General features: G+C 69.8%; 26 protein-coding genes. 10 read left to right on the plus strand and 16 right to left on the minus strand.

Annotated elements, in window-relative coordinates:
* Position 1 precedes the first annotated feature (1 nt).
* From cysT to AC07RV_RS11030, 5 genes are all read right to left on the minus strand, one after another.
* A complete protein-coding gene (cysT, locus tag AC07RV_RS11010) occupies positions 2-889 on the minus strand; it encodes a sulfate ABC transporter permease subunit CysT (RefSeq protein WP_093341567.1) in 888 nt (295 codons plus the stop codon).
* Positions 890-1,906 carry a sulfate ABC transporter substrate-binding protein gene (locus tag AC07RV_RS11015; protein ID WP_093341565.1) on the minus strand — a complete coding sequence of 339 codons (1,017 nt, stop codon included), beginning with the start codon at positions 1,904-1,906 and terminating at the stop codon, positions 890-892.
* Positions 1,903-2,478, minus strand: a complete 576-nt coding sequence (locus tag AC07RV_RS11020; RefSeq protein WP_093341564.1) for an RBBP9/YdeN family alpha/beta hydrolase — start codon at positions 2,476-2,478, stop codon at positions 1,903-1,905. The genes AC07RV_RS11015 and AC07RV_RS11020 overlap by 4 nt, the downstream gene beginning before the upstream one ends.
* Positions 2,479-2,512: 34 nt before the next feature.
* Positions 2,513-3,154 (minus strand): peroxiredoxin, encoded by a 642-nt coding sequence (locus AC07RV_RS11025; protein WP_296787691.1) that lies wholly within the window; start codon positions 3,152-3,154, stop codon positions 2,513-2,515.
* 128 nt (positions 3,155-3,282) lie between these two features.
* The gene (locus AC07RV_RS11030) at positions 3,283-4,197 is read right to left on the minus strand and encodes a LysR family transcriptional regulator (RefSeq protein ID WP_296787690.1); all 915 of its coding nucleotides are present in this window, start codon (positions 4,195-4,197) and stop codon (positions 3,283-3,285) included.
* Between the two features lie 135 nt (positions 4,198-4,332).
* Here AC07RV_RS11030 and AC07RV_RS11035 point away from each other — a divergent pair, with 135 nt between their 5' ends.
* Positions 4,333-4,980 (plus strand): FMN-dependent NADH-azoreductase, encoded by a 648-nt coding sequence (locus AC07RV_RS11035; protein ID WP_296787689.1) that lies wholly within the window; start codon positions 4,333-4,335, stop codon positions 4,978-4,980.
* 80 nt (positions 4,981-5,060) lie between these two features.
* On the opposite strand, the gene AC07RV_RS11040 is transcribed toward AC07RV_RS11035, so the two are convergent.
* Positions 5,061-6,659: a Fic family protein gene (locus tag AC07RV_RS11040; protein WP_296787687.1), complete on the minus strand. Its 1,599-nt coding sequence runs from the start codon at positions 6,657-6,659 to the stop codon at positions 5,061-5,063.
* Positions 6,660-6,886: 227 nt separating this feature from the next.
* Here AC07RV_RS11040 and AC07RV_RS11045 point away from each other — a divergent pair, with 227 nt between their 5' ends.
* The 3 genes from AC07RV_RS11045 to AC07RV_RS11055 are packed head-to-tail and all read left to right on the plus strand — an operon-like array spanning position 6,887 to position 10,039.
* Positions 6,887-8,296, plus strand: coding sequence for a hypothetical protein (locus AC07RV_RS11045; RefSeq protein WP_296787686.1), 1,410 nt, complete (start codon positions 6,887-6,889; stop codon positions 8,294-8,296).
* Positions 8,293-9,030: a hypothetical protein gene (locus AC07RV_RS11050; protein WP_296787684.1), complete on the plus strand. Its 738-nt coding sequence runs from the start codon at positions 8,293-8,295 to the stop codon at positions 9,028-9,030. The genes AC07RV_RS11045 and AC07RV_RS11050 overlap by 4 nt, the downstream gene beginning before the upstream one ends.
* A gap of 22 nt (positions 9,031-9,052) precedes the next feature.
* Positions 9,053-10,039: a hypothetical protein gene (locus AC07RV_RS11055; protein ID WP_296787682.1), complete on the plus strand. Its 987-nt coding sequence runs from the start codon at positions 9,053-9,055 to the stop codon at positions 10,037-10,039.
* Positions 10,040-10,058: 19 nt separating this feature from the next.
* Here the strand turns inward: AC07RV_RS11055 and AC07RV_RS11060 are convergent, their stop codons facing one another.
* The 4 genes from AC07RV_RS11060 to AC07RV_RS11075 are packed head-to-tail and all read right to left on the minus strand — an operon-like array spanning position 10,059 to position 12,950.
* Positions 10,059-10,616 (minus strand): NADPH-dependent FMN reductase, encoded by a 558-nt coding sequence (locus AC07RV_RS11060; protein ID WP_057593371.1) that lies wholly within the window; start codon positions 10,614-10,616, stop codon positions 10,059-10,061.
* Positions 10,617-10,673: 57 nt separating this feature from the next.
* Positions 10,674-11,405: an amino acid ABC transporter permease gene (locus AC07RV_RS11065; RefSeq protein ID WP_296787680.1), complete on the minus strand. Its 732-nt coding sequence runs from the start codon at positions 11,403-11,405 to the stop codon at positions 10,674-10,676.
* Positions 11,402-12,103 carry an amino acid ABC transporter permease gene (locus AC07RV_RS11070; protein WP_296787678.1) on the minus strand — a complete coding sequence of 234 codons (702 nt, stop codon included), beginning with the start codon at positions 12,101-12,103 and terminating at the stop codon, positions 11,402-11,404. The genes AC07RV_RS11065 and AC07RV_RS11070 overlap by 4 nt, the downstream gene beginning before the upstream one ends.
* Positions 12,104-12,116: 13 nt before the next feature.
* Positions 12,117-12,950: a transporter substrate-binding domain-containing protein gene (locus tag AC07RV_RS11075; RefSeq protein ID WP_296787676.1), complete on the minus strand. Its 834-nt coding sequence runs from the start codon at positions 12,948-12,950 to the stop codon at positions 12,117-12,119.
* Between the two features lie 197 nt (positions 12,951-13,147).
* Between AC07RV_RS11075 and AC07RV_RS11080 the strand changes: the two genes are divergently transcribed.
* The 4 genes from AC07RV_RS11080 (at position 13,148) to yjjJ (ending at position 17,807) form a co-directional block, all read left to right on the plus strand.
* Complete coding sequence (locus tag AC07RV_RS11080; RefSeq protein WP_296787674.1) at positions 13,148-14,140, plus strand: aliphatic sulfonate ABC transporter substrate-binding protein; 993 nt, start codon at positions 13,148-13,150, stop codon at positions 14,138-14,140.
* A 13-nt stretch (positions 14,141-14,153) separates the two neighbouring features.
* A complete protein-coding gene (gene solA, locus AC07RV_RS11085) occupies positions 14,154-15,368 on the plus strand; it encodes an N-methyl-L-tryptophan oxidase (RefSeq protein ID WP_296787673.1) in 1,215 nt (404 codons plus the stop codon).
* A gap of 65 nt (positions 15,369-15,433) precedes the next feature.
* On the plus strand, positions 15,434-16,375 hold the full coding sequence (locus AC07RV_RS11090) for a ketopantoate reductase family protein (protein ID WP_296787670.1): 942 nt from the start codon (positions 15,434-15,436) through the stop codon (positions 16,373-16,375).
* A 112-nt stretch (positions 16,376-16,487) separates the two neighbouring features.
* A complete protein-coding gene (yjjJ, locus tag AC07RV_RS11095) occupies positions 16,488-17,807 on the plus strand; it encodes a type II toxin-antitoxin system HipA family toxin YjjJ (protein ID WP_296787669.1) in 1,320 nt (439 codons plus the stop codon).
* Between the two features lie 20 nt (positions 17,808-17,827).
* On the opposite strand, the gene AC07RV_RS11100 is transcribed toward yjjJ, so the two are convergent.
* Complete coding sequence (locus tag AC07RV_RS11100) at positions 17,828-19,186, minus strand: NAD(P)/FAD-dependent oxidoreductase (protein WP_208513947.1); 1,359 nt, start codon at positions 19,184-19,186, stop codon at positions 17,828-17,830.
* Between the two features lie 107 nt (positions 19,187-19,293).
* On the opposite strand from AC07RV_RS11100, the gene AC07RV_RS11105 reads away from it, so the two are divergent.
* Together AC07RV_RS11105 and AC07RV_RS11110 are read left to right on the plus strand one after the other, a co-directional pair.
* Positions 19,294-20,148, plus strand: a complete 855-nt coding sequence (locus AC07RV_RS11105; protein WP_296787666.1) for an AraC family transcriptional regulator — start codon at positions 19,294-19,296, stop codon at positions 20,146-20,148.
* 20 nt (positions 20,149-20,168) lie between these two features.
* Positions 20,169-21,164, plus strand: a complete 996-nt coding sequence (locus tag AC07RV_RS11110) for an alpha/beta hydrolase family protein (RefSeq protein ID WP_296787664.1) — start codon at positions 20,169-20,171, stop codon at positions 21,162-21,164.
* On the opposite strand, the gene AC07RV_RS11115 is transcribed toward AC07RV_RS11110, so the two are convergent.
* The 5 genes from AC07RV_RS11115 to AC07RV_RS11135 form a co-directional block, all read right to left on the minus strand.
* Positions 21,161-23,041 (minus strand): family 2A encapsulin nanocompartment cargo protein cysteine desulfurase, encoded by a 1,881-nt coding sequence (locus AC07RV_RS11115; RefSeq protein ID WP_444813834.1) that lies wholly within the window; start codon positions 23,039-23,041, stop codon positions 21,161-21,163. The two genes, AC07RV_RS11110 and AC07RV_RS11115, sit on opposite strands and share 4 nt — an antisense overlap.
* Positions 23,042-23,104: 63 nt before the next feature.
* A complete protein-coding gene (locus AC07RV_RS11120; protein ID WP_296787660.1) occupies positions 23,105-24,037 on the minus strand; it encodes a family 2A encapsulin nanocompartment shell protein in 933 nt (310 codons plus the stop codon).
* 133 nt (positions 24,038-24,170) lie between these two features.
* Positions 24,171-24,440 carry a helix-turn-helix domain-containing protein gene (locus AC07RV_RS11125; RefSeq protein ID WP_057593379.1) on the minus strand — a complete coding sequence of 90 codons (270 nt, stop codon included), beginning with the start codon at positions 24,438-24,440 and terminating at the stop codon, positions 24,171-24,173.
* Between the two features lie 7 nt (positions 24,441-24,447).
* A complete protein-coding gene (epsC, locus tag AC07RV_RS11130) occupies positions 24,448-25,359 on the minus strand; it encodes a serine O-acetyltransferase EpsC (protein WP_203205837.1) in 912 nt (303 codons plus the stop codon).
* 32 nt (positions 25,360-25,391) lie between these two features.
* Positions 25,392-25,871, minus strand: coding sequence for a rhodanese-like domain-containing protein (locus AC07RV_RS11135; protein WP_296787657.1), 480 nt, complete (start codon positions 25,869-25,871; stop codon positions 25,392-25,394).
* Positions 25,872-26,065 lie beyond the last annotated feature (194 nt).

The raw sequence follows: 26,065 nt of genomic DNA on the forward strand, positions 1-26,065 counted from the left end.
CTCAACCCCCTGCGCGGCGACGCTGCCATGCCTGCAGGCCGTTGATGACCAAGAGCAGCAGGAACGAGATCACCAGCATCACCAGCGCGACCGCGGTGGCGCCCGCGTAGTCGTACTGCTCGAGCTTGCCGATGATGATCAGCGGCGTGATCTCCGAGATCATCGGCATGTTGCCGGCTATGAAGATCACCGAGCCGTACTCGCCGATCGCGCGCGCGAAGGCCATGGCGAAGCCCGTGAGCAGCGCCGGCGCGATCGAGGGGAAGATCACCTTGGTGAAGGTCTGCAGCCGCGTCGCGCCCAGCGAGGTGGCGGCCTCCTCGAGTTCCTTCTCGGCGTCTTCGAGCACCGGCTGCACCGTGCGCACCACGAAGGGCAGCCCGATGAAGATCAGCGCGATCACCACGCCCGCGGGCGTGAACGCGAGCTTGATGCCGTGCGGCTCGAGGTACTGCCCGACCCAGCCGTTGCCGGCCAGCAGCGCGGTCAGCGAGATGCCGGCCACGGCCGTGGGCAGCGCGAACGGCAGGTCGACCAGCGCATCGACGATGCGCTTGCCCGGGAACTTGTAGCGCACCAGCACCCAGGCCACGAGCAGCCCGAACACCAGGTTCACCAGCGCCGCGAGCAGCGAGGCGCCGAAGGTCAGCCGGTACGAGGCCAGCACGCGCGGCGCGGTCACGGCGACCCAGAACTGGTCCCAGTTCAGCGTGAAGGTCTTGAAGACCAGCGCCGACAGCGGGATCAGCACGATCAGGCAGAGGTAGAAGACCGCGAAGCCCAGCGTCATCGAGAAGCCGGGCAGCACGCGCTTGGCGCCACCGCCGCCGACCGCACGCGAAAACGGCGCTGCCGGTGAGGACAGCGCCGAGGAGGTTGCCCCGCTCATTTACCGGGCGCCGGGCGTGTAGAGCTTGTCGAACTGACCGCCGTCGTTGAAGTGCACCTTCTGCGCTTCGCCGAGGCTGCCGAACAGCTCCTGCACCGTGAACAGCTGCAGCGGCTTGAAGGTCGCGGCGTACTTCTTGAGCACGGTCTGCGAACGCGGGCGCAGCGCGTGCTTGGCGGCGATTTCCTGCGCTTCTTCGGAATAGAGCCAGTCGAGGTAGGCCTTGGCGAGTTCGCCGGTGCCCTTCTTGGCGACGGTGCGCTCGACAACGGCCACCGGGTTCTCGGCCACGATGCTGATCGACGGGTAGACCGAGTCGACCTTGCCGGTGCCGAATTCGCGGTCGATCGAGACCACTTCGGATTCGAAGGTGATCAGCGCGTCGCCGATGTTGCGTTGCAGGAAGGCGGTGGTGGCATCGCGGCCGCCGCGCGCCAGCACCGGCGTGTTCTTGAACAGCTTGCCGACGAACTCGGCCGCCTGGGCGTCGGTGCCGCCCTTCTTCTTGACGTAGCCCCAGGCCGCCAGGTAGGCGTAGCGGCCGTTGCCGCCGGTCTTGGGGTTGACGATCACGACCTGCACGCCGGGCTTGACCAGGTCGTCCCAGTCCTTGATGCCCTTGGGATTGCCGTTGCGCACCAGGAACAGCATGGTCGAGGTGGTCGGCGATGCGTTCTCGGGGAATTTCTTGGTCCAGTCCTTGGCGACCACACCGGCGTTGGCCAGGAAGTCGATGTCGGTCGAGGTGTTCATGGTCACCACGTCGGCATCGAGGCCGTCGGCCACCGCGCGCGCCTGGGCGCTGGAGCCGCCGTGCGACTGGTCGATCTTGACGTCCTTGCCGGTGGCCTTCTTGTAGTGCGCCGTGAAGGCCGCGTTGTAGTCCTTGTAGAACTCGCGCGCCACGTCGTACGAGGCGTTCAGCAGGCCGGTGCCCTGGGCCAGGGCGCTGCTGCCGACGAGTGCGGAGGACGCCAGCGCGAGCACGGCGGCGAAGGTCTTGATTCTGGAAGTCATGTGGTTGCCAAGGTTTCTGAAAAATCACGGCCCGCCGCCCAGGGGGCGGGCTCGTCGGTCAGCGACTGGAGCAGGGCCAGGCCGAGCGGCCATTCCCCGTGTCCCGAGTCGACGTTGATGTGGCCCGCATTCTGCATGCGAACGAACTCGCTGCCCCAGGCGCGCGAGTATGCGCCGGCCAGGCGGATCGGGCAGTACGGGTCGTTGCTGCTGGCCACCACGATGCTGCGGTACGGCAGCGCCGCGTAGGGCACGGGCGCGAAGTCCGACAGCACGGCGCGGCGCTCCGGATCGGCCGGCGCCACCAGCAGCGCGCCCTGGATCCGGGCCGCGGCCTCCGCCGGCAGGTGCGCCGTGGCGATGCAGCCCAGGCTGTGCGCCGCGATCACCACCGGCTGCGGCGATTCGAGCACCAGCCGCGCCAGCGTCGACACCCAGGCTTCGCGCCGCGGCGAGGCCCAGTCGTCCTGCTGCACGCGCGCGGCGCCCGGAATGCGCTCCTGCCACAGGCTCTGCCAGTGGCCGGGGCCGGAGTCGCGCCAGCCGGGAACGATGACGATGCGGGTCTGCATGCGAAGGTGGTGGGCCTGGGCCGATGCCGCCGGCTTACTTGTTCGGCTGCGGCGTCAGGCGCAGGTAGGGACGCACCGCCTTGTAGCCCTTGGGGAAGCGCTGGGCGATCTCGGCCGGGTCCTGCAGGCTCGGGATGATGACCACGTCGTCGCCATCCTTCCAGTTCACGGGCGTCGCCACCTTGTGGCTGTCGGTGAGCTGCAGCGAGTCGATGACGCGCAGGATCTCGTCGAAGTTGCGGCCGGTCGAGGCCGGGTAGGTGATGATGGTGCGGATCGCCTTCTTCGGATCGATGATGAACACGCTGCGCACCGTGGCCGTGGCCGAGGCGTTCGGGTGGATCAGGTCGTAGAGGTCCGACACCTTGCGGTCGGCGTCGGCCACGATCGGGAAGTTGACCGTGGTGTTCTGCGTGTCGTTGATGTCGCCGATCCATTCCTTGTGCTTGTCGGCCGGGTCCACGCTCAGCGCGATCGGCTTCACGCCGCGCTTCTGGAACTCGCCCGACAGGGCCGCCGTCTTGCCGAGTTCGGTGGTGCACACGGGCGTGAAGTCGGCCGGGTGCGAGAAGAACACGACCCACGAATCGCCGGCCCACTCATGGAATTTGATCGGGCCTTCGCTGGAATCCTGGGTGAAATCGGGGGCGCTGTCGCCGAGACGGAGGGTTGCCATGGTCGTTCCTTGGATGGAATGGAAGACCTGGATTGTCCGAACCCCGCCAAGGATGCCAAACGAATATCTGATTGTTTGGTTATGACGTTTTTTGCATAACGAGGCGATCCGGGGCCTCGAAATCGCCGTCAGAACATGCGGTGCGCCCCGTGTTCCAGGTGCTCGACGAGGAAGTCGATCAGCCGCCGCACCGCCGGCACCAGCGCGCGCCGCGCCGGGAACACCATGTGCGCGACCACCGGCGTCGGCCCCCAGTCGCACAGCACCCGGGTCAGCCGCCCTTCGTTGAGGTCGGCGCGGCACATGTAGTCGGGCAAAAGGGTCGCGCCCACGCCGCCGAGCACCGCGTACTGCAGGGTGGCGAGGTCGTCGGCCACGTAGCGCGGCGTATGGGCATGCACGTGGATCCGGCCCTTGGGGCCCTCGAGCCGCCATTCGCTGCGCCCCTCCCCGTTGACCGACATCGCCGCGGTCGGCAGCTTCGCGAGATCCTCCGGCCCCTCGATCGGCCCCAGCCGCCGCACCAGCTCGGGCGTGGCCACCAGCACGCCGCGGCTGGTGCCGAAGGTGCGCGCCACCAGGGTCGCGCTGTCCTCGATCTGCGGCCGCACGCGCAGCGCGATGTCGATGCCCTCCTCGATCAGGTCGACCGGGCGGTTGATCACCCGCATGTCGATGCGCACCGCCGGATAGCGCTCGAGGAAGCTCGGCAGCACCTGCGCCAGCCCGCTGTGCGAGATCGTGACCGGGCAGCTGAGCCGCACCAGCCCGCTGGGCTCGGTCTGCACCTGCGCCACGGCCTCGGAGGCGGCGCGCGCCGCGTCGCGCACCGAGGCCGCGTGGCGCAGGTAGATCTCGCCGGCCGGCGTGAGCGACAGCCGCCGCGTGCTGCGCTGCATCAGCTGCACGCCGAGCTGCTCCTCGAGCTCGGCCACGCGCCGCGACAGCCGCGACTTCGGAATGCCCAGCGCCCGGCTCGCGGCCGCGAAGCCGCCGCGCTCGGCCACTTCGGCGAAGAACACCATGTCGTTGAGGTCCTGCATGGCTCTACTGTCCTGTTTTTGAAACGATGTGGCTTATTTTTAACTACTTATCACCCACTCGCACCAAAAATAGAATTCTGACCACGCCGGCCACCTTTGAGCGCCGACATCGAAAGAAAGAAAGCGATCAACATCATGAAGCTGCTTCACGTCGACTCCAGCATCCTCAGCGGCAACTCGGCCTCGCGCCTGCTCACCGCCGAAACCGTGGCCGCCTGGCGCGCCGCCCATCCCGACACCACGGTCGAGTACCTCGACCTCGCGGTCGACACCCCCTCCCACTTCAGCGCCGACGCGCTCGGCATCAAGACCGGCGTGCAGGCCCAGCCGACCGAAGCCCAGCAGCGCGAGAACGCGCTGTCCGAGAAGCTGGTGAGCCAGTTCCTCGCCGCCGACGTGGTGGTCGTGGGCGCCCCGCTCTACAACTTCACCATTCCGAGCCAGCTCAAGGCCTGGATCGACCGCCTCGCGCAGGCCGGCCGCACCTTCAAGTACACCGACAAGGGCCCGGTCGGCCTCGCTGGCGGCAAGACCGTGATCGTGGCCTCGAGCCGCGGCGGCATCTACTCGACCACCGAAGGCGGCCAGGCCACCGAGCACCAGGAGAGCTACCTGAAGGTGATCTTCGGCTTCTTCGGCATCACCGACGTGCGCTTCGTGCGCGCCGAAGGCCTCGGCATGGGCGACGCGGTCAAGAACGCCGCGCTGGCTTCGGCCCGCGGCGACATCGGCACGGCGACCGCCGAAGCCGCCAACCAGAGCGTCGCGGCCCTCGCGGCCTGATGGCGGCGCGCCGTTCGCGGCGCACCCCGACGACAAGCCGGCCGACGTGCCGGCTTTTTCATGGGCGGCGGACTTGTCGGCTACGCCCGAGGTTCGTCGATCGGGTCACCATCGTCGACTTCGTCATCCAGCCCATCGGCGAAGGCGGTGTTGATCGCCGCCATCACGCGATCCCATCGCCCCGGCTTCTCGAGGATGGGGAAGCGCTTGGCCAGCTTGCCCGACAGTGCGCCGCCGTTCTCGCGCGCGCTGCGGATGATCGCGTCGATATCGGTGTCCGGCCCTTCGATCACGTCCTTGACCAGTCTGCGCGCCAGGTCGTTGGAGCGGAAAAACCTGGCCTGCTGATGCATCTCCTGCTCGATGGTGAATCGCAGGACGTGGCCGAGGTAGGTCACGTGGCTGGTGAGATCCAGGAAGCGCCAGGCCGGCATCGCGTCGTCATAGGCCGAGAAATTGAAGTTCGACCGGATCCCGTCGGCTTCGTCGCGCTCTTCGTTGCCGAACGACACGGCCTCGCCGTAGTGCTGCATGAACGGGCGCGAGAAGGCCTCGAGCGCGCGGTCGTAGTCGGCCCGCTCCTTGGTGCTTTCCGTGATGAGCGCGGAAACGGGCAGGATGAACGGCGCGGGGACGACGCCGTCGCGGCGCAAGGTGTCGTTGATGAGGAAGCGATGCAACCGGCCGTTGCCATCGGCCAGCGGGTGGATGTAGACGAAACCGAAAGCGGCGATCGCGGCACGCGCCGCCGCGAAGCCGATCTGGCCTTCGGTGCGCGACAGGGCGTGCGCCAGCCCCTGAACGAACCTGGGGACCGATTCCCATGGCGGCGCGACGTAGTGCACGATGTTTTCATAGCGCACGTTCTGCCCCACGAAGACCGGTGACCTGCGCAGGCCGAAGGCCGCGAGCGTGGTGTCCTCACCAAGGATGGCCGCCTGCAGCGAGGCCAGTTCATTGGGCAACAGGGGCGTGGGCCCCTGGCCCGTGCGCGTCTCCATGACTGCCGCGAAGCGTTGAATCTTCAGCGTCTGGTCCTGCTCGCCCTCGATGAGGAAGCTCGAGCGGCTCTCCTTGAGCGTCATCCACACCGCGCTGCGGCGAAGCAGCTCGGCACCGAAAACCGCTTCCTGCCTTCTCAGCGCGGCCCCCACGTCGAACGCGGCCGCCGGCCGGCTCGCCTCGGTCAGGCGCACGGTCGGACAGAAATCGGGCGAACCCGGCATGTTGTCCCTGATGCGCCAGCGCTGGTTGTTGACCGTCGTCGTGGCGACCAGCATCTGCTTGCCGTCCAGCGCGTCGTGGTAGCCGCCCTGCACGGCGGGCGTCACCGGCAACTGGCGGCCGGTCATCCACTCATAGAGAAAGCCGATCCGTCGCGCATACTGGCCACTGGGCTCATCGGTGACCCAGGCGGCAAGATCGGCAGGGTCGACGACAGCAAAGAGGCGCGCGAGCAACTCCAGGTGCACGACCTCGTGCTTGAGATGGAACGTGAGGTGTCCGGCCAGCGTCGGCTCAGGTCGCATGTTGGGCTGGAACACCTCCTGCCGCATGCCTCCCGAATGGTTCGTGGAACGCCGGCCTCCGATACGGCTTTCGACCGCGAGCGGCTGGACGAGGCCGATGCCCAGATGCTCCACGAGCCAGCTGCCGCCGACGTGTTCAATGGGGCTCATCGAGGGTTCCCAACAGTCTCATTGCCGCATAGAAACACAAATAGCCGCATAAGAACAGGAGTACAGGATTTTTTTGCATAAAAATGCAAAAAACTTGTGTGCCGCCGACCTCACGACGGGTTGCGAATCGGCACGAGCCGCCCCGCATTCAACGACTGCCAGCACCCCGGCTGACATAGACGCTTCGGCCAATGGCTGGCGCGCGGCCCGCTCGACAGAATCGCCGCATGCCCGCAGCCCGCCTTCCGGCTTCCCGCATCCCTCTTCTTCCCGCGACCGAGCCCATGGCGGCGGTCGCGCTGCTGGCGCTGTGCCTCGCCGCCTGGGCCGCCGGGCTGGCCGGCGGCTTCCAGTACGACGACCTGCCCAACATCGTGCTCGACCCGGCCACGGCCGGCGGCGAGGCCCTGCGCGAGCGGCTCGCCAACGGCTTCCGGCCGCTGCTGCGGCTGAGCTACGTCGCCGACCATGCGCTGTGGGGCTTCGACGGCACCGGCTTCCTGGCCACCAACCTCGCGCTGCACGCGGCCACGGTGCTGGCCGTGTGGCGGCTCGCCCTCGGCCGGCTGGCCGATCCGCTGGCCGCCTTCCTGGCCGCCGCGCTGTTCGCGCTGCAGCCCGCGCACGCGGCGGTGGTGAGCTTCGCGAGCGGGCGCTCCACCGGACTGATGACGCTGGGGCTGTTGCTGGCCCTGCTGGCCCATGACCATGCATGGCGCGAGGGCCTGGTCCGCGCGCGCCGCGCCGTCTTCGAGGCGCTGTCGCTCGTCGCCTTCGCGCTCGCGGTGTCGGCCAAGGAAGTGGCGCTGGTCTACCCGCTGCTGCTGACGCTCTGGGAAGCGATCCGGCCCGGTTCCACGGCTGGTCGCATCGCGCGGCGCGTGGCCTGGCCCGCGTTCGCCGCGCTCGCCGGTGCCGCGCTGCTCTGGGCCTTCGGCTCCCGGCTGCGCGAACTGGCTGGCTATTCGCTCGCGCTGGCCGACCCGCTCGAGGCCCTGGCCCGGCATGCCGCCGCGCTGCCGCTGTCGCTCGCACTGTGGCTGCGGCCATGGGCGCTGTCGGTCGAGCACCCGGCGCCCAGTGCAAACGCGGTGCTGCCGGGCGCTCTCGCGCTCGCGGGCCTGCTGCTCGCCGCGCTCGCGCTGCGCCGGCGCTGGCCGCTCGCAACGCTCGGACTGCTGTGGCCGCTGGCCATGCTCGCGCCGACCCACACGCTGATCGCGCGGCTCGACTGGGTCGTGGAAAAGCCGCTGTACCCCGCGTGGATCGGCCCCGCACTGGCACTGGGCGCCCTGCTCGCGACCTGGCTGCGCCGGCCCGGCCGCGCAGTTCCGGGACTCGTCCTGCTGGCGGCACTCGCGGCCACCTGCGCCTGGCGCGCCGCCACCTGGGCCGACCCGGCCGCGCTCTGGCGCGAAGCCACCGAACGCGCGCCGCTGTCGGCCCGCGCCTGGCACAACCGCGCGCTGGCCGAATCCGCCGCGGGCCGCGATGCCGATGCGCGTCGAAGCATCGACATGGCCCTTGCGCTCGATGCCGACGCACCACGCACCCAGGCACTGGCGCTCGCGATCTCGCTGGCGGCCGACGACGAAGCGCCGTCCCCCTCCCTTCCCTCCAGGAGCCCCCCACCGTGAAGCTGCTTCCACGCCCCTCGCGCGCGCTGGCCGCGCTGGCGCTCGCGCTCGGCTGCGCCGCCGCCCAGGCCGCGCCCGACTGCGACCGCTGCCAGGACCTGCCACGGCTGTACCGCGAAATGCTCGAACAGGAGTTCCTGCGCGCCAAATTCCAGACCTGGATCTCCCAGGCCTACTACCCCCTGAGCATCGATGCGATGCAGACACAGGCCACCAGCGCGCTCACCGCGGCCATGCAAGGCAACCTGTACGGCGTGCTCGCGCCGCCGGCCAGCGACGCCGGCACGGCCGGGGCCGCGGCGCCCTCCTTCGGCACGGTGATCAGCGGCGGCAGCTGCCAGTTGGTGGAGTACGTTCCGCGCCCGGGCCAGTCGCCGACCACGCGGCCGGTGACCGAGCAGCAGATCCGGCAGAAGCTGTGCAAGCCGCTGGCCGAATTCACCATCGAGCACGAGAACACGCACATCAAGGCCTGCGCGGCCGCCTACAAGGCCGGCGACAAGTCGGTCGAGTCGGTCGAATGGTTCGTGCAGAGCGACGCCAAGGCCTACGACGCCGGCGTGCGGGTGCTGCGCGACGCCATCGCGGCGCTGGCGCGCAAGTGCCAGTGGGCCGGCTCGACCAACGTGCGCAAGCCCGACAACAGCATGGTGGTGCCGACGCCCGAGGAGATCGTCACCCTGACGAAGAACGTCAAGGCCAAGGGCAGCGCGATGCGCCGCGCCACGCAGTGAGCCCCCATCCGGAGTCATCGCCATGAACGAAGCCCTGTTGCTGAGCGCCGCGCTGCTGATCGGCGGCCCGCGCACCGAGATCCCGCCCGAGCAGGTGCTGCCGCGCTTCGAGGCCCAGTGCGTCGACGGCCGCTGGAACGCCGCCTGCCCCGGCCTGCGCACCGAACTCGAACTCTCGCTCTACGGCGAACTGCAGATGCTGCAGTCGCGCGGCGAGATCGACCGCGAGGTGCTGCGCAGCGCCGCGCGCGCCCGCTTCCCCATGCTGGCCGAGATGGGCCTGCGCAGGCTGGGCAAGATCGGCTCGCCCGAGGACCGCGAGGCGGTGCTGGCCGCGCTTGACCACACCGCGCCCGGCGTGCGCGCGATCGCGCGCCAGATGCTCGAGGTGCAGGACGACCGCTTCCGCAAGGGCCTGGGACCGTGGATGCGCGCCGGCCAGCGCAACGGCTTCGGCGCGCTGGTGCCCGACGAGCAGCCCGATGCCACGCGGCTGGGCCTGGCCAGCGCCGTCGGCGCGAAGGACGCGGCCACGCTGCGCTGGCGCCCGTTCGCGAGCGACGCGCGCGAGGGCCGCGCGGTCTTCACCACGCGGCTGTCGCCCGAGCAGGTGCTGCAGCTGGTGGCCAAGGGCCAGAAGACCTTCGACGGCTCGCAGGTGCCCGGCCGCAAGCAGCAGGATGCGGCGATGAAGTCGATGGATTCGATGCGGCAGGAACTGCAGGCCGCGGCGGCGCGCGGCGATCTCAAGGCGCTGCAGGAACTCTCGCAGCGCGTGAACCAGCAGATGCAGGCCGTGGCGCCGCCGCCCGGCGCGGCCTCGCTGCGCGCGGTGGCCGAGTTCGCCGCCGCGCCGGCGCAGGTGCGCTACGTGCAGTTGAACGCGCCCTTGCCGCCGAGGATCGACAAGGACGGCAAGGCGGGCAAGGTCGCCACCCGGCCGGTCACGGCCGCCGTGGCCCGCGACGAGGCCTTCGGCGGCGAGACCGTGCTGGTGATCCTCTATTGAATCCGCGTGCGGACCGTGCTCAGGCCGCCTTGTGGCTCTTGATCCAGCCCACGTACTTGTCCATCCAGCCCTGCAGGAACTTCTTCGAGCCTTCGTTGCCGATGTGGCCCTTGTCGTCGAACAGGTCGTCCTTGGTCTGCAGGAACACCTCGGGCGCGCCGAGCGTGGGCACGTCGAGGTAGGCCAGCACGTTGCGCAGGTGCTGCTGCGCCAGCGCGGTGCCGATGGCGCCGACCGAGATGCCGACCACGCCGGCTGGCTTGCCGGCCCAGGCGCTCTGGCCGTAGGGGCGCGAGGCATGGTCGATCGCGTTCTTCAGCACGCCCGGCACCGAGCGGTTGTATTCGGGCGTGACGAACAGCAGGCCGTCGGCCGCGGCGATCTCGGTCTTCAGGCGCTTGACCGACGCCGCCTGGTTGCCGTCGTCGTCCTGGTTGTACAGCGGCAGGTCGTCGATGCGCACGTGCTCGAAGGTGAAGTCCTCGGGCGCCAGCTTGGCCAGCGCGAGCGCCAGTTTCTGGTTGAACGAGTCCTTGCGCAGGCTGCCGACGATGACGGCGATCCGGGTCTGGGCCATGGGTGAAGCTCCTTGAATGAGAGAGTCGTAGTGATGGTTGTCGATTGACGCCCGCGATTATGCGAAGCGTTCAAGACCTTTTCCGGAAAAGTTCTTGGCCTCGGCGCCATCGGCGCGCGCCCGCCGCAGCCATGCGTTCGCCAGCCGGTCGAGCCCGCTGCACAGCAGCCAGTAGATCGCGCCCACCAGCATGAAGATCTCGGCCGGATAGACCATGGTGCGCGCATTCACCTGCGCGGCCACGAACGACAGCTCGCCCACGCCGACGATGTAGGCCAGCGAGCTGTCCTTCACCAGCGTGACCCACTGGTTGACGAACGAGGGCAGCATCATGCGCAGCGCCTGCGGCAGCACGATGACACGCAGCGTGCCCCAGCGCGTGAGCCCGAGCGACAGCCCCGCCGCCCATTGCCCGGCCCCCACGCCGCGGGTGCCCGCGTGCACCGCATGCGCGAGGTAGGCGCCGCCCACCAGCGACAGCGCGCACATCACCGACAGCACGCCCGGCACGCTGACGCCGAAGGCGAAGGGCAGCAGGAAGTAGGTCCAGAAGATCAGCATCAGCACCGGAATGGCGCGCAGGAAGCCCAGCACCAGCACCAGCAGCGCCTTGAGGCCGCCACGCGCCGTCGCGAGCCCGATGCCCCCGGCCAGCCCCAGCAGCGCCGAGGCCACGGCCGAGCCGGCGCTCAGCAGCAGCGTGAGCGCGGCGCCACCCAATGGCCCCTGCGGAAAGGCGCCCCACAGCAGGTACGGCAGGCTGTCCCACAGCGTCTCGAACACCGTCATGCCGCCCTCGCCTGCCGCCGCGCGGCCCAGGCCGCCAGCAGCTCGATCGCGCCGATTGTCGCGATGTAGAGCAAGGTCGCGATGCCGAAGGCCTGGAAGGTCTTGAAGGTCTCGGCCTCCACCTGCCGCGAGGCATAGGACAGCTCGACCAGCCCGACCGCCATCGCGAGCGAGGTGTTCTTGACGATGTTCATGTATTGGCCCAAGAGCGGCGGCAGCGCGATGCGCAGCGCCTGCGGCAGCACCACCTGCGCCAGCACCTGGGCGCGCGTGAAGCCCAGCGCCGACGCGGCCAGCGTCTGGCCCACGGGCACGCCGCAGATGCCCGAGCGGATGTCCTCGCCCACGTAGGCGGCCGCGTAGAGCGTGAGCCCGACGAACGCCGACAGCAGCTCGAACGACAGCACGTGGCCCGCGTAGAGCCATTCGCGCGCGGCCTCGGGCAGCACAGAGGGCGCGCCGAAGTACCAGAAGAAGAGCTGCACCAGCAGCGGCGTGTTGCGGAACAGCGAGACATAGGCCGCGGTGGCGCGCCGCAGCGCGGGCCGGTCCGAGGAACGCCCAGCCGCGACCGCCACGCCCAGCACCGTGGCCCCGGCCACCACCAGCAGCGAACTCCACATCGTCGTCAGCCAGCCGTCGAGCAGCCAGCCCAGGTAGTGCGGCGCGAGCAGCTGCTCGCGCAGGAGATCGATCAAGGCCGTGGCGCCTTCAGCGCGCCGCCACGCGCTGGTCGCCGATCTTCAGCAGCCGCGGCAGCGGCGCCTTGCTGTTCGGGCCGAACCAGGTGTCGTAGATCGCCAGCGCGCGGCCGTTCCTCTCGCTCTCGGCCAGCCAGGTGTTGAGCGCCTCGAGCAGCCGGGTCTCGCCCTTGGGCACGGCCGCGCCGAGGTACTCCTTCGAGACCGTGATCGCCGGGATCTCGTACTTCTCCTTGTCGGGCAGCGCGTTCCACTGCGCCGTGAGCTTCACGCCGTCGTTGGTGATGGCCTGCACGTTGCCGTTGCGCAGCGCGGCCAGCGCAAACGGCGAATCGTCGTAGAGCACGACCTTGGCCTCGGGATAGTTCTTGCGCAGGTTCGATTCCATCGTCGTGCCCTTCTCGGTGCCGATGCGGATCTCGTTGATCTGCGCCACGTCCTTCAGCAGCCCCTTCTTCGCGAGGAACTGCTGGCCGACCAGGAAGTACGGCGTGGTGAAGTCCACCGCCTTGGCGCGCTCGTCGGTGATGGTGAAGCTCGCGAACACCACGTCGGCCTTGCCCGAGGTCAGCAGCGGGATGCGGTTGGCCGGGTTGGTCGGCACCAGCTCGATCTTCACGCCCAGGCTCTTGGCGAACTCGGTCGCGAGGTCGATGTCGTGGCCCACCTGCTTCTTGCTGGCCGGGTCGATGTGGCCGAACGGCGGGTTGCCGTCGAAGGCGGCCACGCGCAGGACGCCGGCCTTCCTGACGTCGTCGAGCCGGTCGGCCCAGGCGGCGCCGGACAGGGTGAAGGAGCCGATGGCCAGCGCCAGGCTCGAGAGAATGAATGTGCTGCGGGTCATGCCTGCTCTTCGGAATGAAAAGCCGCGACTCTAGGCAGCGCGCGCGTCGCTTCCAACGAAGCAATTTCCGCTTGCATATGCCCCGCGGAGTTGCGCATGAGCTCATGCGAAAAGCTTCGTCGCGCGATGCGCGCGCGGCCCCTAGAGTCGCCGGCCTTCCCGCTCACTTCTCCCACCGCGCCGCGCGCGGCATCGCCATGAACACTCCCCGTCCGTCCTCCTCCGCCCTCTCGCGGCGCCTCGTGCTTCGCGCCGGCGCCAGCGCCGCCTTCGCCGCCATGGCCGCGGCCGCCACGCCGCTGTTCGCGCAGACCCGTGCCAAGACCCTGCGCATCGGCTATCAGAAGTTCAACACGCTCAACATCCTCAAGGGCACGGGCCGGCTCGAGCAGGCGCTCGCGCCCGCGGGCGTGAAGGTGGAATGGGCCGAGTTCCTCGGCGGTGCGCAGCTGTCGGAGGCGCTGGCCGCCGGCGCCATCGACTTCGGCCATGCCTCCGACGGCATCGGCGTGTTCCAGCAGGCCAGCGGCAAGGGCCTGGTCTATCTCGCGGCCGAGAGCCCCTACCCCGGCGGCGTCGGCTTCCTGGTGCCGCGCGACTCGCCGATCCGCAGCGTGCGCGACCTCAAGGGCAGGAAGGTGGTCACGGGCCGCGGCTACAACACGCAGTACGTGCTGATCCGCGCACTCGAGGCCGCGGGCCTGCGCTACGAGGACATCGAGCCGGTCTACATCGTCACCGCCTCCGACACCGTGGCGGCCTACCAGTCGGGCAGCGTGGCCGCGATCGGCCTGTGGGACCCGTTCCTGGCCGGCGCGCAGCAGGCCACCGAATCGCGCCTGCTGTTCGACGGCACCGGCCTCAGCGGCAACCGCACCTACCACTTCGCGCAGCCCGAGTTCGCGCGCGCCAATGCCGAGCTGCTGCGCACCGTGTTCGCCGAGCTGCGCAAGACCAACGACTGGGCCCAGGCCCATCCCGCCGAGGTGGTGGCGACGCTGGCGCCGCAGCTCAAGGTCGAGCCCAAGGTGCTGGCGCTCGCGACCGAACGGCGTCAATATGGCGTGGTCGCGCTCACGCTGGCCATCGCCCGCGAACAGCAGGGCCTGGCCGACGTGTTCGCGCAGCTCAAGCTCATTCCCAAACCGATCGAGGTGAAGGACGCCTTCCTGGACCTGAACCTCGTCTGACACCGCTGCCCTCTTGACTTCCAGCTCCCACCACGACGTCATCGTCATCGGCCTCGGCGCCCTCGGCGCCGCCACGCTCCACCAGCTCTCGCAACGCGGCGCGCGCGTGCTCGGCATCGACCAGTTCGCGCCGCCGCACGAGCTCGGCTCCTCGCACGGCGATTCGCGCATCACGCGGCTCGCGATCGGCGAAGGCGACGAATGCGTGCCCTTCGTGCAGCGCTCGCACGCCATCTGGCGCGAACTGGAAACGCGCACCGGCCGTTCGCTGATGACCACCACCGGCGGCCTGGTGCTGGCGCCGCAGGGCCGCGTGGCCGAGCACCACGGCAAGCCCGACTTCGTGCGCCGCACCATCGCCTGCGCCGAGCGCTTCGGCATCGCGCACGAGGTGCTCCACGCGGCCGGCATCCGCGCGCGCTTCCCGCAGTTCCAGCTGCAGGGCGACGAGATCGGCTACCACGAGCACGAGGCCGGCTTCGTGCGGCCCGAGGCGGCGATCGAGGTCCAGCTCGCGGTGGCGCGCGCCTCGGGCGCGCAGGTGCGCACCGGAGAGAAGGTGCTGGCCGTCGAGCCCGTGGGCAACGGCGACACCGTGCGCGTGCGCACCGAAACAGCGAGCTTCGAGGCCGGGCGCGTCGTGGTCGCGGCCGGCGCCTGGCTGCCCGAATTCCTCGGCCGGCAGGCGCGCGCCGACTGGCAGCGCGACTTCTCGGTGCACCGCCAGGTCATGCACTGGTTCGACACCGGCGCGGCCGCCGCCGACTTCGCGCCCGGCCGCTTCCCGGTCTTCATCTGGATGTTCGGCGACGGCCCCGAGGACTACATGTACGGCTTTCCGTCCTCCGACCCCGCGCAGCCCGCGCTCAAGGTCGCGACCGAGCAATACGTGGAAGCCACCACGCCCGACGCCATCGACCGCAGCGTGCGGCCCGAGGAAAGCGCCGCGATGTTCCGCGAGCGCGTGGCCGGGCGCTTCCCGCAGATCGAGGGCCGCGCCCTCAAGGCGCGCGCCTGCATGTACACCGTGACGCCCGACCGCCGCTTCGTCATCGACGCGCTCGACGACCTGCCCGGCGTGCTGGTGGTCTCGGCCTGCTCGGGCCATGGCTTCAAGCACTCGGCCGGGCTCGGCGATGCCATCGCCGATCATGTGCTGGGGCGCGCGAGCACGCTCGACCTCTCGCCCTTTGCCCGCCAGCGGCTGCTGGAGAAGCCGGTGGCGTAGAGCAGCCTTGCGCGATCTTCGGCATCATCGCCGCCGGTTCTTTGTCTGATTCAGGAGCAAGCGCGATGAGATTTCTGGTGGTGGGTGCCGGCGCACTCGGTGGTTATTTCGGTGGCCGCCTGCTGGCGGCGGGACGCGACGTCACTTTCCTGCTGCGCGCGCGGCGCGCGGCGCAGATCGCGGCCACCGGCCTCGTGATCCAGAGCCCGCAGGGCAACCTGCACATTCCCTCGCCGCCCCACGTGTCGGCCGAGAACATCGGCGGCCCCTACGACGTGGTCGTGGTCGGCAGCAAGGCCTACGACCTGGCCTCGACCATGGACTCGTTCGCGCCCGCCGTCGGCCCCGAGACGATGATCCTGCCGCTGCTCAACGGTATGCAGCACATCGACGCCCTGGTCGAGCGCTTCGGCGAGGCGCGCGTGCTTGGCGGCCTGTGCCTGATCTCGGCCACGCTCGACGACGAGGGCCGGGTGCTGCACCTCAACGATTCGCACGGCCTCACCTACGGCGACCGCACGGGCGGCATCCCGCCGCGCATCCAGGCGATCCAGCAGCAGTTCGAGGGCGCCGGCTTCGAGGCCAAGGCCAGCGACAACGTGCTGCAGGACATGTGGGAGAAGTGGGTCTTCATCGCCTCGATCGCCGGCCTCACCAGCCTGATGCGCGGCGCCATCGGCGACGTGGTCGCCGCGGGCGGCCAGGACGTGGCGCTGGCCCTGTTCGACGAATGCGCCGCCATCGCCGCCCACAACGGCTTCGCGGTGCGCCCCGGCGCCATCGAGCGCGGCCATGCCTTCATGACCGCGGCCGGCTCGCCGATCACCGCTTCGATGTACAAGGACCTCGCGCGCGGCGGCGCCGTCGAGGCCGACCACATCCTCGGCGACCTGCTGAGCCGCGCGCCGCAGCCCGCGCCCGCCGTGCCCTCTGTGCTGCGCATCGCCTATGTGCACCTGAAGGCCTACGAGGTGCAGCGCGCCCGCGCGCAGGCTGCGGCGAACTGAGCCGGCGGGCGCCGCCGGCCCGGTTGCTCCGAGTATCTATTCACAAATCCATTCAGTTTCCGCATTTTCCCAACGAAGAATAGAATAATTTATCTATTCACATTGGTATTCAATGCCTGCCTCTTCCGCCGCCACCCCGGCTGAAACCGCCCTCGCCTTCATCCAGGCGCAGGGCGCGGCGACGAGCGCCGAGGTCCAGGCCCGGCTCGGCGTCAGCCAGCCCACGGCCTCGCGCGCGCTGGCGCCATTGGTGCGCAGCGCCGAGCTTCTCAAGGTCGGCGCCGCGCGCTCGCAAACCTATGTGGCGCCGCGATCCGTCGAGCGCGTGGGCACCGAGGTTCCGGTCGTCAGGATCGATGCGCAAGGCAAGGCCGCGCCCTTCGGCCGCCTCGTGCCGCTGCATGGCGGCCGGTGCTGGATGGACGAACGGGAAGGCCTCAGCGCCCTGTACGACGGCCTGCCCTGGTTCATCTCCGACATGCGGCCGCAGGGCTTCATCGGCCGCGCCTTCGCCCAGGGGCACCCCGAACTCGGCCTGCCCGCCAATCCCGAACACTGGACCGACGACCAGATCCTCCAGGCCCTGGCGCTCAATGGCGAGGACCTGCCGGGAAGCCTCGTGGTCGGCGTCGGTTCCTTCGAGCGCTTCCAGGCGATCACCGCGCGCCCGACGCCATCGGTGACGACGGCCGACTATCCCGCGATGGCCGACCGCGCGATGCAGGGCAGTCTGCCGGGCTCGTCGGCCGGCGGCGAGCAGCCCAAGTTCTGCACGGTGCGCGAAGGCCGGCAGGTGATCGTCAAGTTCTCTCCCTCCGGCAGCTCGGCCGCCGAGCGTCGCGCACGCGATCTGCTGGTGTGCGAGCACCTCGCGCTGCGCACGCTGCAGGACGCCGGTGTCGCAGCCGCCACCACACAGATCCTTCTCGAAGCGGGCCGCGTCTTCCTCGAGGTCGAGCGCTTCGACCGCACCGCGCACGGCCGCATCGGCATGGTGTCGCTGATGGCCTACGACGCGCAGCACGTCGGCAAGATCGACAACTGGGCCGCCACCGCCAACCGCATGGCCTCGCGCGAACTGCTGTCGGCGGACGACGCTGGGCGCCTGCGCTTCCTCGAAGCCTTCGGCCGGCTGATCGGGAACACCGACCGGCACTACGGCAACATCTCGCTGCTGATCGAAGATGGCCGCTGGCGGCTGGCGCCCGCCTACGACGTGCTGCCGACGCTCTATGCCCCGGTCAACGGCGAACTACCGCCGCGCGAACTCGCGGCCGAAAACCTCGCGCCCACGGTCGACACCCTCGAAGAATGGCCGCGCGCTCGCGAACTCGCCACGCTGTTCTGGCGGGCCGCCGCCGCCGACACGCGCATCACGGCAGACTTCCGCGCCACCGCGCGCGAAAACGCACGGTTCGCCGACCCCGGCTGAAGCCGCAGGCGGCGCGAGGCTCAATCCGACTTGAGAATCGTCTCCCCCTTCAACATCCCCATGTCCTGGATGTTGACGCGGTGCCGCTTCCACCCGGCCCAGGTGCGGCGCGGATGCATCGCCGAGATGAAGTAGTACAGCACCTTGAACATGCCCAGCGCGCGCCAGAACGGCGTGCCGCGGTAGATGTCGCCGGCCAGCAGCGACATCAGGCCCTCCTTCACGCGGAAGGGATTGCCCGGGTACATGAACATCTCGCGGATCGTCGGGTTGGTCACGCGGTAGATGAACCACGAGTACTCGCGCGGGCCCTTGCGCATCATGGCCTCGAAGTCGGCACGCGCGCCCGCGTACTCCATCGGGCGGTCGAGTGCCTTGGCCACGGCCTCGGCGCCGTCGAAGGCGCTGTGCATCGCGAGGTAGACGCCCGAGGAGAACATCGGGTCGATGAAGGCGAAGGCGTCGCCCAGCAGCAGGTAGCGGTCGCCGGTGGCATGGGTGCTGGCGTACGAGAAGTTGCCGGTGGCGTGCACGGCGTCGTCGACCAGCTCGGCGTCCTTCAGGCGCTCGACCAGCACCGGGCACAGCGCGATGGTGTCGTAGAAGAAGTCCTTGAGCGGCTTCTCGCGCGACTTCAGGTAGTAGGGCCAGCAGACCGCGCCCACGCTGGTGGTGCCGTCGGCCAGCGGGATGAACCAGAACCAGCCGTGCGGGAACCAGCAGATGCTGATGTTGCCTTCCTTGCGGCCCTCGAGCCGCTTGGCATTGCGGAAATGGCCGAACAGCGCGGTGCTGTTGTGCTCGGGGTTCTTCTCCTTGCAGCGGAACTGGTTGGCCAGCAGGGTGTCGCGGCCGGTCGCATCGACCACGAAGCGCGCGCGCCAGCTGCGGCGCTCGCCGTCGTCCATCTGCGTGCGCACCGTGGCGCCGTCGGCGTCGAAGCTCACGTCGCGCACCCGGCAGCCCTCGATCGCCTCGGCGCCGCGCGCCGCGGCGTTGCGGAACAGCAGCTCGTCGAGCTCCGAGCGGCGCACCTGCCAGGCCGAGTCGAGCGACTTGTCCCAGCCCTCGGCGAAGTCGACGTAGCTGCGGTGCTCGTGCTCGGGCGAGACGAACTCGATGCCGAACTTCGGCATGCCGATCTTCTCGACCTGGTCGCGCACGCCGAGCTTGTCGAACAGCTCGACATTGGCCGGCAGCAGCGATTCGCCGATGTGGAAGCGCGGGTGCTGCGCCTTCTCGAGCAGCACCACCTTGCGGCCCTGCTGGGCGAGCAGCGCGGCCACGGTGGAGCCGGCGGGGCCGCCGCCCACGACGAGCACGTCGCAGGATTCGTCGGTGACCGAGGATGCGGGAGTGGAAACGGGAGGCTGGGACATGCGAGGGACAGGCTACGTTGTCGACGACCGCAAAGCATAGCCTGTGCGTCGCGGACTCCGCAAAGTCGGCTAAGCGGCCGCCGCCGCCCGGCGGCACACTGCGGGGCATGACCGCCCCCCGCGCCGAACACGACTACCGCGAACGCGTGGCGCGCGCCGTCGCGGCCATCGTGGCCGACCCGATGGCCGACCACCGGCTCGAGGACCTCGCGGCGCTCGCGCATTTCTCGCCCTTCCACTTCCACCGCATCTACCAGAGCGTCGCGGGCGAGACCGTGGCCGCCACGGTGCGGCGCGTGCGGCTCGCGCTGGCCACGCGGCTGCTCGTGCGCGGCGGCCAGAGCATCACGGACGTGGCGCTGGCCGTGGGCTACGAGAGCCCGCAGGCCTTCACGCGCGCCTTCGGCCAGTTCACCGGGCAATCGCCGCGCGAATTCCAGCAGCAGATGCACGCGGTGGTGCTCGACGCGATGCCCGTGGCGCGGGACCGGAGCGACGAGGCGCCACCCGCCGTGCGGATCGTCGAGCGCCCGGCGCAGCCGGTGCATGCGCTGCGCCACCACGGGCCGGCCTCCACCATCCCGCACACGCACCGGCGGCTGCGCGCCCGGCTGGGCCCGCGCCGCGTCTCGGGCTGGTTCGGCATCTCCTGCGGCAATCCCGAGGCGCGGCCGGATTTCCGCTACTACGTGGCGGCGGCCTCGCCCGATCCCTGGCCGGCCGGCGACACCGAGATCGAGGCCTTCGACATGCCGGGCGGCCTCTACGCCGTGCACACCCTTGCCGGGCCCTACACGCGCATCAACGCCGCCGTCTACGCGCTCTACGCACGCTGGCTGCCCGGCAGCGGCTACGAGCCCGACGACCGGCCCACGCTCGAGCACTACCTGAACTCGCCGCGCCAGGTCGCGCCGGCGGCGTTGCGCACCGACCTGCTGATTCCGATCCGTCCCGCCGGCTGATCCCGGTCTTCACTGCCGCCATGAACCTGCTTCGCTTCCTTCTTCCCCTCGCGCTCGGCCTGGGGGCGGCCTGCGCCCAGGCCGCGGGCTTCAGCACCCTCGAGATACCGGCCGATGCCGACGGCCCGGCGCTGCGCGGCGCGGTATGGACGCCCTGCGCCGCGCCCGATGGCCAGGTCCAGCTCGAGCGCGCCACGCTGCCCGGGGTGCGCGACTGCCCGATCGCGGGCGAGCGGCTGCCGCTGGTGGTGCTGTCGCACGGCTACGGCGGCTCCTTCCTCGGCCACCACGACACGGCCGAGGCGCTCGCGAACGCGGGCTTCGTGGTCGCCGCGATCAACCACTCGGACGACAACTTCCGCATCCGCGGCGGCCCCGAGGACAGCATCGTGGCGCTCGCGACGCGCACCACCGACATCCGCCGCCTGGTCGACCACATGCTCGCGCGCTGGCCCGCGCATGCGCAACTCGCGCCCGGCAAGGTCGGCTTCTACGGCTTCTCGCGCGGCGGCTACACGGGCCTGGTGCTGATCGGCGCGCGGCCCGATTTCGAGAAGCTGCCGCCGCTGCCCGGCTCGCCCTGCAGCGCGGCGCCGCAGGGCCCGGCCTGCACGGCCATGCGGCAGCGCTTTCGCGCGCTGCTCGCGGCACCGCTGGCGCACGACGAACGCATCCAGGCCGCGGTGATCGCCGATCCGCTCAGCATGCTGTTCGATGCCGAGAGCCTGAAGCAGGTGAAGGTGCCGGTGCAGCTCTGGGCCTCGGCATACGGGGGCGATGGCGTCACGCCCGACAACGTGGCGGCCGTGCGGCGCAACCTGCCGACGGCCCCGGACTGGCGCGTGGCCGACAAGGCCGGCCATTTCGGCTTTCTCGCGCCCTGCTCCGCCGCGCAGCTCGCGGCGAGTTCGGAGATCTGCCGCGACGGCCCGGGCTTCGACCGCACGGCTTTCCACGCGGCCTTCAACGCCGAGGTGCTGGCCTTCTTCAGGCAGCACCTCGGGTCGTCGAACTAACCCGCGCGCCGCTGGCCCGCGAGCCTTCTCACCACCGCCACGAGCCGGTCGATCTCGTCGAAGGTGTTGTAGAAGGCCAGCGAGGGCCGCACCGTGGTCTCGACACCGAAGCGGCGCAGGATCGGCTGCGCACAATGGTGGCCGGTGCGCACCGCGATGCCTTCCTCGTTGAGCGCCTGGCCCACCTCCTCGGTGCTGTAGCCGTCGAGCACGAAGGACATCACGCTGGCTTTGTCGGCCGCGGTGCCGATCAGCCGCACGCCGGGAATCGCGCCGAGCTGCGCCATGCCGTAGACCAGCAGGTCGTGCTCGTAGCGCGCGATGTTCTCGATGCCGACCTTGTTGACGTAATCGATCGCCGCGCCCAGGCCCACCGCATCGGCGATGTTGCCGGTGCCGGCCTCGAACTTGTTCGGGATCGGCTGGAACACGGTCTTCTCGAAGGTCACGTCGGCGATCATGTTGCCGCCGCCCTGCCACGGCGGCATGTCCTCGAGCACCTCGCGCTTGCCCCACACCACGCCGATGCCGGTCGGCCCGAACACCTTGTGGCCCGAGAACACGAAGAAGTCGGCGCCGATGTCCTGCACGTCCACGCGCATGTGCGAGACCGACTGCGCGCCGTCGACCAGCGCCCGGGCGCCCGCGCGGTGCGCGAGTTCCACGATCTGCTTCACCGGCACCACGGTGCCGAGCGCGTTCGACACCTGGGTGACGGCGACGATCTTCGTGCGGTCGTTGAGCAGCTTGCGGTACTCGTCGAGCAGCACCTGGCCCGAGTCGTCGACCGGGATCACGCGCAGCTTCGCGCCCTTGGCGGCGGCGAGCTGCTGCCACGGCACGATGTTGGCGTGGTGCTCGAGGTTCGAGACGATGATCTCGTCGCCCTCGCCCACGTGCTGGCCGCCCCAGCTCTTGGCCACCAGGTTGATGGCCTCGGTGGTGCCGCGCACGAAGATCACTTCCTCCACCTCGGGCGCGTTGATGAACCTGCGCACGCGCTCCCGCGCGCCTTCGTAGGCGTCGGTGGCGCGCGCGGCCAGCTCGTGCGCCGCGCGGTGGATGTTCGAGTTCTCGTGCGCGTAGAAGTAGGCGATGCGGTCGATCACCGACTGCGGCTTGTGCGTGGTGGCCGCGTTGTCGAACCACACGAGCTGTCTGCCGTTCACGCGCTCCTGCAGGATCGGGAAGTCGCGCCGCACGGCGTTGACGTCGAACGGCGGATGCTGGCCGCTGCCGGCCAGCGGCACCGCCTCGGGCCCGCGCGGATCGGCCTTGGCCGGCGTGACGAAGCCGCTGGGCAGCCGCACCGCGTCGACGAAGTAGAACTGCGCATCGCGGCCGTTGGCCGGTGCCGAGGGCGCGGACGGCGCCACGGCGGGCTCGCGCGACACGGCCAGCGCCGCGAGGTCGGCGAAGGGATCGTGCACCGCGAAGCCGCCGGCACCGGCCGGCTGGCCGTGGCTGCCGCCGAGGAAGTAGTACGGCGAGGCGGCGCTCGATGCGGCCTGCGAGGGCTGCACCGGCGGCACGCCGAGCACGTGGCCGCCCGAGCGCGGCTCGAAGGCCGGCGCCACCGACAGCACCGTGTCGGGCACGCCGTTGCCGGCCACCGCATGCGGCAGCAGCGCGGGCGCGCGATTCGCGAGCGAAGGCAGTTGCGTGGGCGAGGCCGGCAGCAGGTTGGTGCCCGGCACCTGCCCCTGCGGGATCGGCGTGCCCGGCACGCTGGGCCCGAAGCCGGCCGGGCTCACGAGCGGCGAACCCGGCGGCGCGATGTTGCCGGGGAACTGCGCGCCCGGCACCAGGCCGTTGGCAACGCCCGGCAACGAAGCCGGCGGCGTGCCCGGCAGCGCGGCGAACATCGCGCTCGCCATGCGCGCAAGGATCGCCGGATCGAACGGCGCCTCGCCCGGAGTCGTGGGAGTGTTCACCGCGGCTTACTTGTAGGTGTCGGGATAGTCGTGGTACTTGCCGATCTCGACGTCGTCGAGCACCGCCAGCGCATCGGTGGTCAGCACCGCGAGCGAGCAGTACAGCGAGATCAGGTAGGAAGCGATCGCATGGTTGTTGATGCCCATGAAGCGCACCGACAGGCCCGGGCTCTGTTCGCCCGCGAGGCCCGGCTGGAACAGGCCGACCACGCCCTGGCGCTTGTCGCCCACGCGCAGCAGCAGGATCTTGCTCTTGCCGTCGGCCACCGGCACCTTGTTCGACGGGATCAGCGGAATGCCGCGCCAGGTGATGAACTGCGAACCGAACAGGCTCACGGTCGGCGGCGGCGTGCCGCGGCGCGTGGCTTCGCGGCCGAAGGCGGCAATCGCCAGCGGGTGCGTGAGGAAGAAGGCTGGCTCCTTCCAGACCTTGGTCAGCAGCTCGTCGAGGTCGTCGGGCGTGGGCGCGCCGGCCAGCGGGAAGATGCGCTGCTCTTCGCTGACCTGGGCCAGCAGGCCGTAGTCGGGGTTGTTGATGAGCTCGCTCTCCTGGTTCTCCTTGATCGTCTCGATCGTGAGGCGCAGCTGTTCCTTGATCTGGTCGTGCGGGCTGCTGTAGAGGTCGGAGATGCGGGTGTGCACGTCGAGCACGGTGCTCACGGCATTGAGGTAGTGCTCGCGCGGGTTCTCCTCGTAGTCGACGAAGGTGCGCGGCAGCTGGTTCTCTTCCTCGCGCGAGGTGCAGGTGACCTTGATCGACTCGGGGTTCTTGACCTTGTTGACGCGGTAGATGCCCGCCTCCACCGGCACCCACTGGAGCAGGTGCGTCAGCCAGCGCGGGCTGATGGTCTCGAGCTGGGGAACGGTCTTGGTGGCATTGGCCAACTGCCTTGCGGCGTTGTCGCCGAGCGCGGTGGTTCCACCGACGGTTGCGGTCATGAAGAAAGCTCCGATGTGATCAGGCCCACCGGGTCACCGCGAGCGGTGCCGGCGACTCCGAAAGGCCGTGGGAATGAAGAAAAGGGACGAACGCGACTGACGGCGGGAGTGTCCCGGCGCCAAGGGTTTCCCCTCAACAGGCTATAGCCGCCAAGTTGATCCGGCGTGCCAGGCGCGACTGGCCAAGCTGCTCGCAGCGCGACAGCAGATGCACGATGTTGATCTCGAGCGCGGTGGCGAGCTTGTGCGCGGTGACGATCGAGGGGATCACGCGGCCGCGCTCCACCTCGCCCACGTAGGAGCGGTTGAGGTCCGAGCGCTCCGCGAGCTGCTCCTGCGACCAGCCATGGGCCTCGCGCAACTGCCGCACGGCCACTCCGAAATCTTCGACGAATGCATTCATGGTGTGTTCACCCCCTCGGTGCGTTGTTCTTCTGCAGGCTGGCCTGCGTGACGCTCGCGCCCGGCGGCACGTCGTCGGTGATCCAGACATTGCCGCCGATGACGGCCCCCTTGCCGAGCGTGACGCGCCCGAGGATGGTGGCGCCGGCGTAGATCACGACGTCGTCCTCCACCACCGGATGGCGCGGCAGGCCCTTCTGCAGGTTGCCTTCGGTGTCGGTCGGAAAGCGCTTGGCGCCCAGCGTCACGGCCTGGTAGAGCCGCACGCGCTTGCCGATGACCGCGGTCTCGCCGATCACGACACCGGTGCCGTGGTCGATGAAGAAGCCGGCATCGATGCGCGCGCCCGGATGGATGTCGATGCCGGTCTGCCCGTGCGCGAGCTCGGCCACGATGCGCGCCAGCAGCGGCAGGTCGAGGCGGTAGAGCTCGTGCGCGAGCCGGTGGTGGATCATCGCGAGCACGCCCGGATAGCACAGCAGCACCTCGTCGACGCTGCGCGCGGCCGGGTCGCCCTGGTAGGCGGCGAGCACGTCGCTGTCGAGCAGCCGGCGCAGCTCGGGCAGGCGATTCGCGAAACTGCGCACCGCCGCGGTGGCGGCCTCGTCGATCTCGCTGGCGCTGCGCGGCACATGGCGCGCGTTGAAATGCAGTTCCAGCCGCGCCTGCGTCAGCAGCGCCTGCAAGGCGGCGTCGAGCGTGTGGCCGACATAGAAATCCTCGCTCTCGTGGCGCAGGTCGTGCGGGCCGAGCCGCATCGGAAACAACGCGCCCTTGAGCGATTCCACGATCTGGGCCAGTGCGTCGCGCGAGGGAAACTCGCGCGCGCCGGGTTCGCGCGAGCGGCGCTGCAGGTCGCGCCATTCGTTGCGCACCGCATGCAGCGCGGCGACGATCTCCGCGACTTCGAAATGGGCCATGGGCCGTTCTTCCTTCTGTGCGTGGAGAGAGATCAGTCCTGCACCCAGGGCAGGCCGTGGAAGCGCCAGCCGTCGGCGCCGCCGCGGTGCTGCTGCGCATCGATCTCGCCCTCGAAGCCCTCGAGCACGTTGTAGACCTGCGAGAAGCCGGCCTTGGCGGCGGCCTCGGCCGCGAGCGCCGAGCGCTTGCCGCTGCGGCACAGCAGCAGCACCACGGCATCCTTGCCGCCGTCCTTGGCGAGCTTGGCCTCGAGCTCGCGCACGAAGCGCGGATTGCGCGTGAGCGCGGTGCCGGTGGCCCAGGCCACGTGCAGGCTCGCGGGCACGTGGCCGACGAACTTGCGCTCTTCGCCCGAACGCACGTCGACCAGCACCGCCTTGCCTTCCTGCACCAGCTGCCAGGCCACGGGCGGCGTTACCCCGCCGGCATGGGGCCAGCCGGCTTCGGCGGCATGGGCGCGCGCCTGTTCGAGCGCTTCGGGCAGAACGAGGTCTTCAACTTCCACGGACATGGTGTGCGGGCTCCTGGTGTGCGTTGCTGTCGGGATGGATGCATGCGCCGTTGGTGGCGATGACCATCACTGTAGGAGCCCGTCCGCGATCCTCAAACGACTGAAAAGTCGATTCTTAACAACCGGGCGTTCTAAGCGTCATTCCAGGTGCTGAAGGGAAGCTGAAGCCGCGCCGCGGGCCCGGCGCTACAGTC

This window comes from Variovorax sp. GW821-FHT09B01, assembly GCF_059418345.1.

Bases quoted from the DNA above. Each gene is read 5' to 3' on its own strand.
- AC07RV_RS11065 (WP_296787680.1), bottom strand. From the start codon at position 11,405: ATGACGGTGTTCGAGACGCTGTGGGACAGCCTGCCGTACCTGCTGTGG.
- cysT (WP_093341567.1), bottom strand. From the start codon at position 889: ATGAGCGGGGCAACCTCCTCGGCGCTGTCCTCACCGGCAGCGCCGTTT.
- AC07RV_RS11075 (WP_296787676.1), bottom strand. From the start codon at position 12,950: ATGACCCGCAGCACATTCATTCTCTCGAGCCTGGCGCTGGCCATCGGC.
- AC07RV_RS11040 (WP_296787687.1), bottom strand. From the start codon at position 6,659: ATGAGCCCCATTGAACACGTCGGCGGCAGCTGGCTCGTGGAGCATCTG.
- yjjJ (WP_296787669.1), top strand. From the start codon at position 16,488: ATGCCTGCCTCTTCCGCCGCCACCCCGGCTGAAACCGCCCTCGCCTTC.
- AC07RV_RS11100 (WP_208513947.1), bottom strand. From the start codon at position 19,186: ATGTCCCAGCCTCCCGTTTCCACTCCCGCATCCTCGGTCACCGACGAA.
- AC07RV_RS11135 (WP_296787657.1), bottom strand. From the start codon at position 25,871: ATGTCCGTGGAAGTTGAAGACCTCGTTCTGCCCGAAGCGCTCGAACAG.
- AC07RV_RS11030 (WP_296787690.1), bottom strand. From the start codon at position 4,197: ATGCAGGACCTCAACGACATGGTGTTCTTCGCCGAAGTGGCCGAGCGC.
- AC07RV_RS11020 (WP_093341564.1), bottom strand. From the start codon at position 2,478: ATGCAGACCCGCATCGTCATCGTTCCCGGCTGGCGCGACTCCGGCCCC.
- epsC (WP_203205837.1), bottom strand. From the start codon at position 25,359: ATGGCCCATTTCGAAGTCGCGGAGATCGTCGCCGCGCTGCATGCGGTG.
- AC07RV_RS11025 (WP_296787691.1), bottom strand. From the start codon at position 3,154: ATGGCAACCCTCCGTCTCGGCGACAGCGCCCCCGATTTCACCCAGGAT.
- AC07RV_RS11090 (WP_296787670.1), top strand. From the start codon at position 15,434: ATGAGATTTCTGGTGGTGGGTGCCGGCGCACTCGGTGGTTATTTCGGT.
- AC07RV_RS11115 (WP_444813834.1), bottom strand. From the start codon at position 23,041: ATGGCGAGCGCGATGTTCGCCGCGCTGCCGGGCACGCCGCCGGCTTCG.
- AC07RV_RS11120 (WP_296787660.1), bottom strand. From the start codon at position 24,037: ATGACCGCAACCGTCGGTGGAACCACCGCGCTCGGCGACAACGCCGCA.
- AC07RV_RS11125 (WP_057593379.1), bottom strand. From the start codon at position 24,440: ATGAATGCATTCGTCGAAGATTTCGGAGTGGCCGTGCGGCAGTTGCGC.
- AC07RV_RS11035 (WP_296787689.1), top strand. From the start codon at position 4,333: ATGAAGCTGCTTCACGTCGACTCCAGCATCCTCAGCGGCAACTCGGCC.
- AC07RV_RS11060 (WP_057593371.1), bottom strand. From the start codon at position 10,616: ATGGCCCAGACCCGGATCGCCGTCATCGTCGGCAGCCTGCGCAAGGAC.
- AC07RV_RS11080 (WP_296787674.1), top strand. From the start codon at position 13,148: ATGAACACTCCCCGTCCGTCCTCCTCCGCCCTCTCGCGGCGCCTCGTG.
- AC07RV_RS11015 (WP_093341565.1), bottom strand. From the start codon at position 1,906: ATGACTTCCAGAATCAAGACCTTCGCCGCCGTGCTCGCGCTGGCGTCC.
- AC07RV_RS11105 (WP_296787666.1), top strand. From the start codon at position 19,294: ATGACCGCCCCCCGCGCCGAACACGACTACCGCGAACGCGTGGCGCGC.
- AC07RV_RS11055 (WP_296787682.1), top strand. From the start codon at position 9,053: ATGAACGAAGCCCTGTTGCTGAGCGCCGCGCTGCTGATCGGCGGCCCG.
- AC07RV_RS11110 (WP_296787664.1), top strand. From the start codon at position 20,169: ATGAACCTGCTTCGCTTCCTTCTTCCCCTCGCGCTCGGCCTGGGGGCG.
- AC07RV_RS11045 (WP_296787686.1), top strand. From the start codon at position 6,887: ATGCCCGCAGCCCGCCTTCCGGCTTCCCGCATCCCTCTTCTTCCCGCG.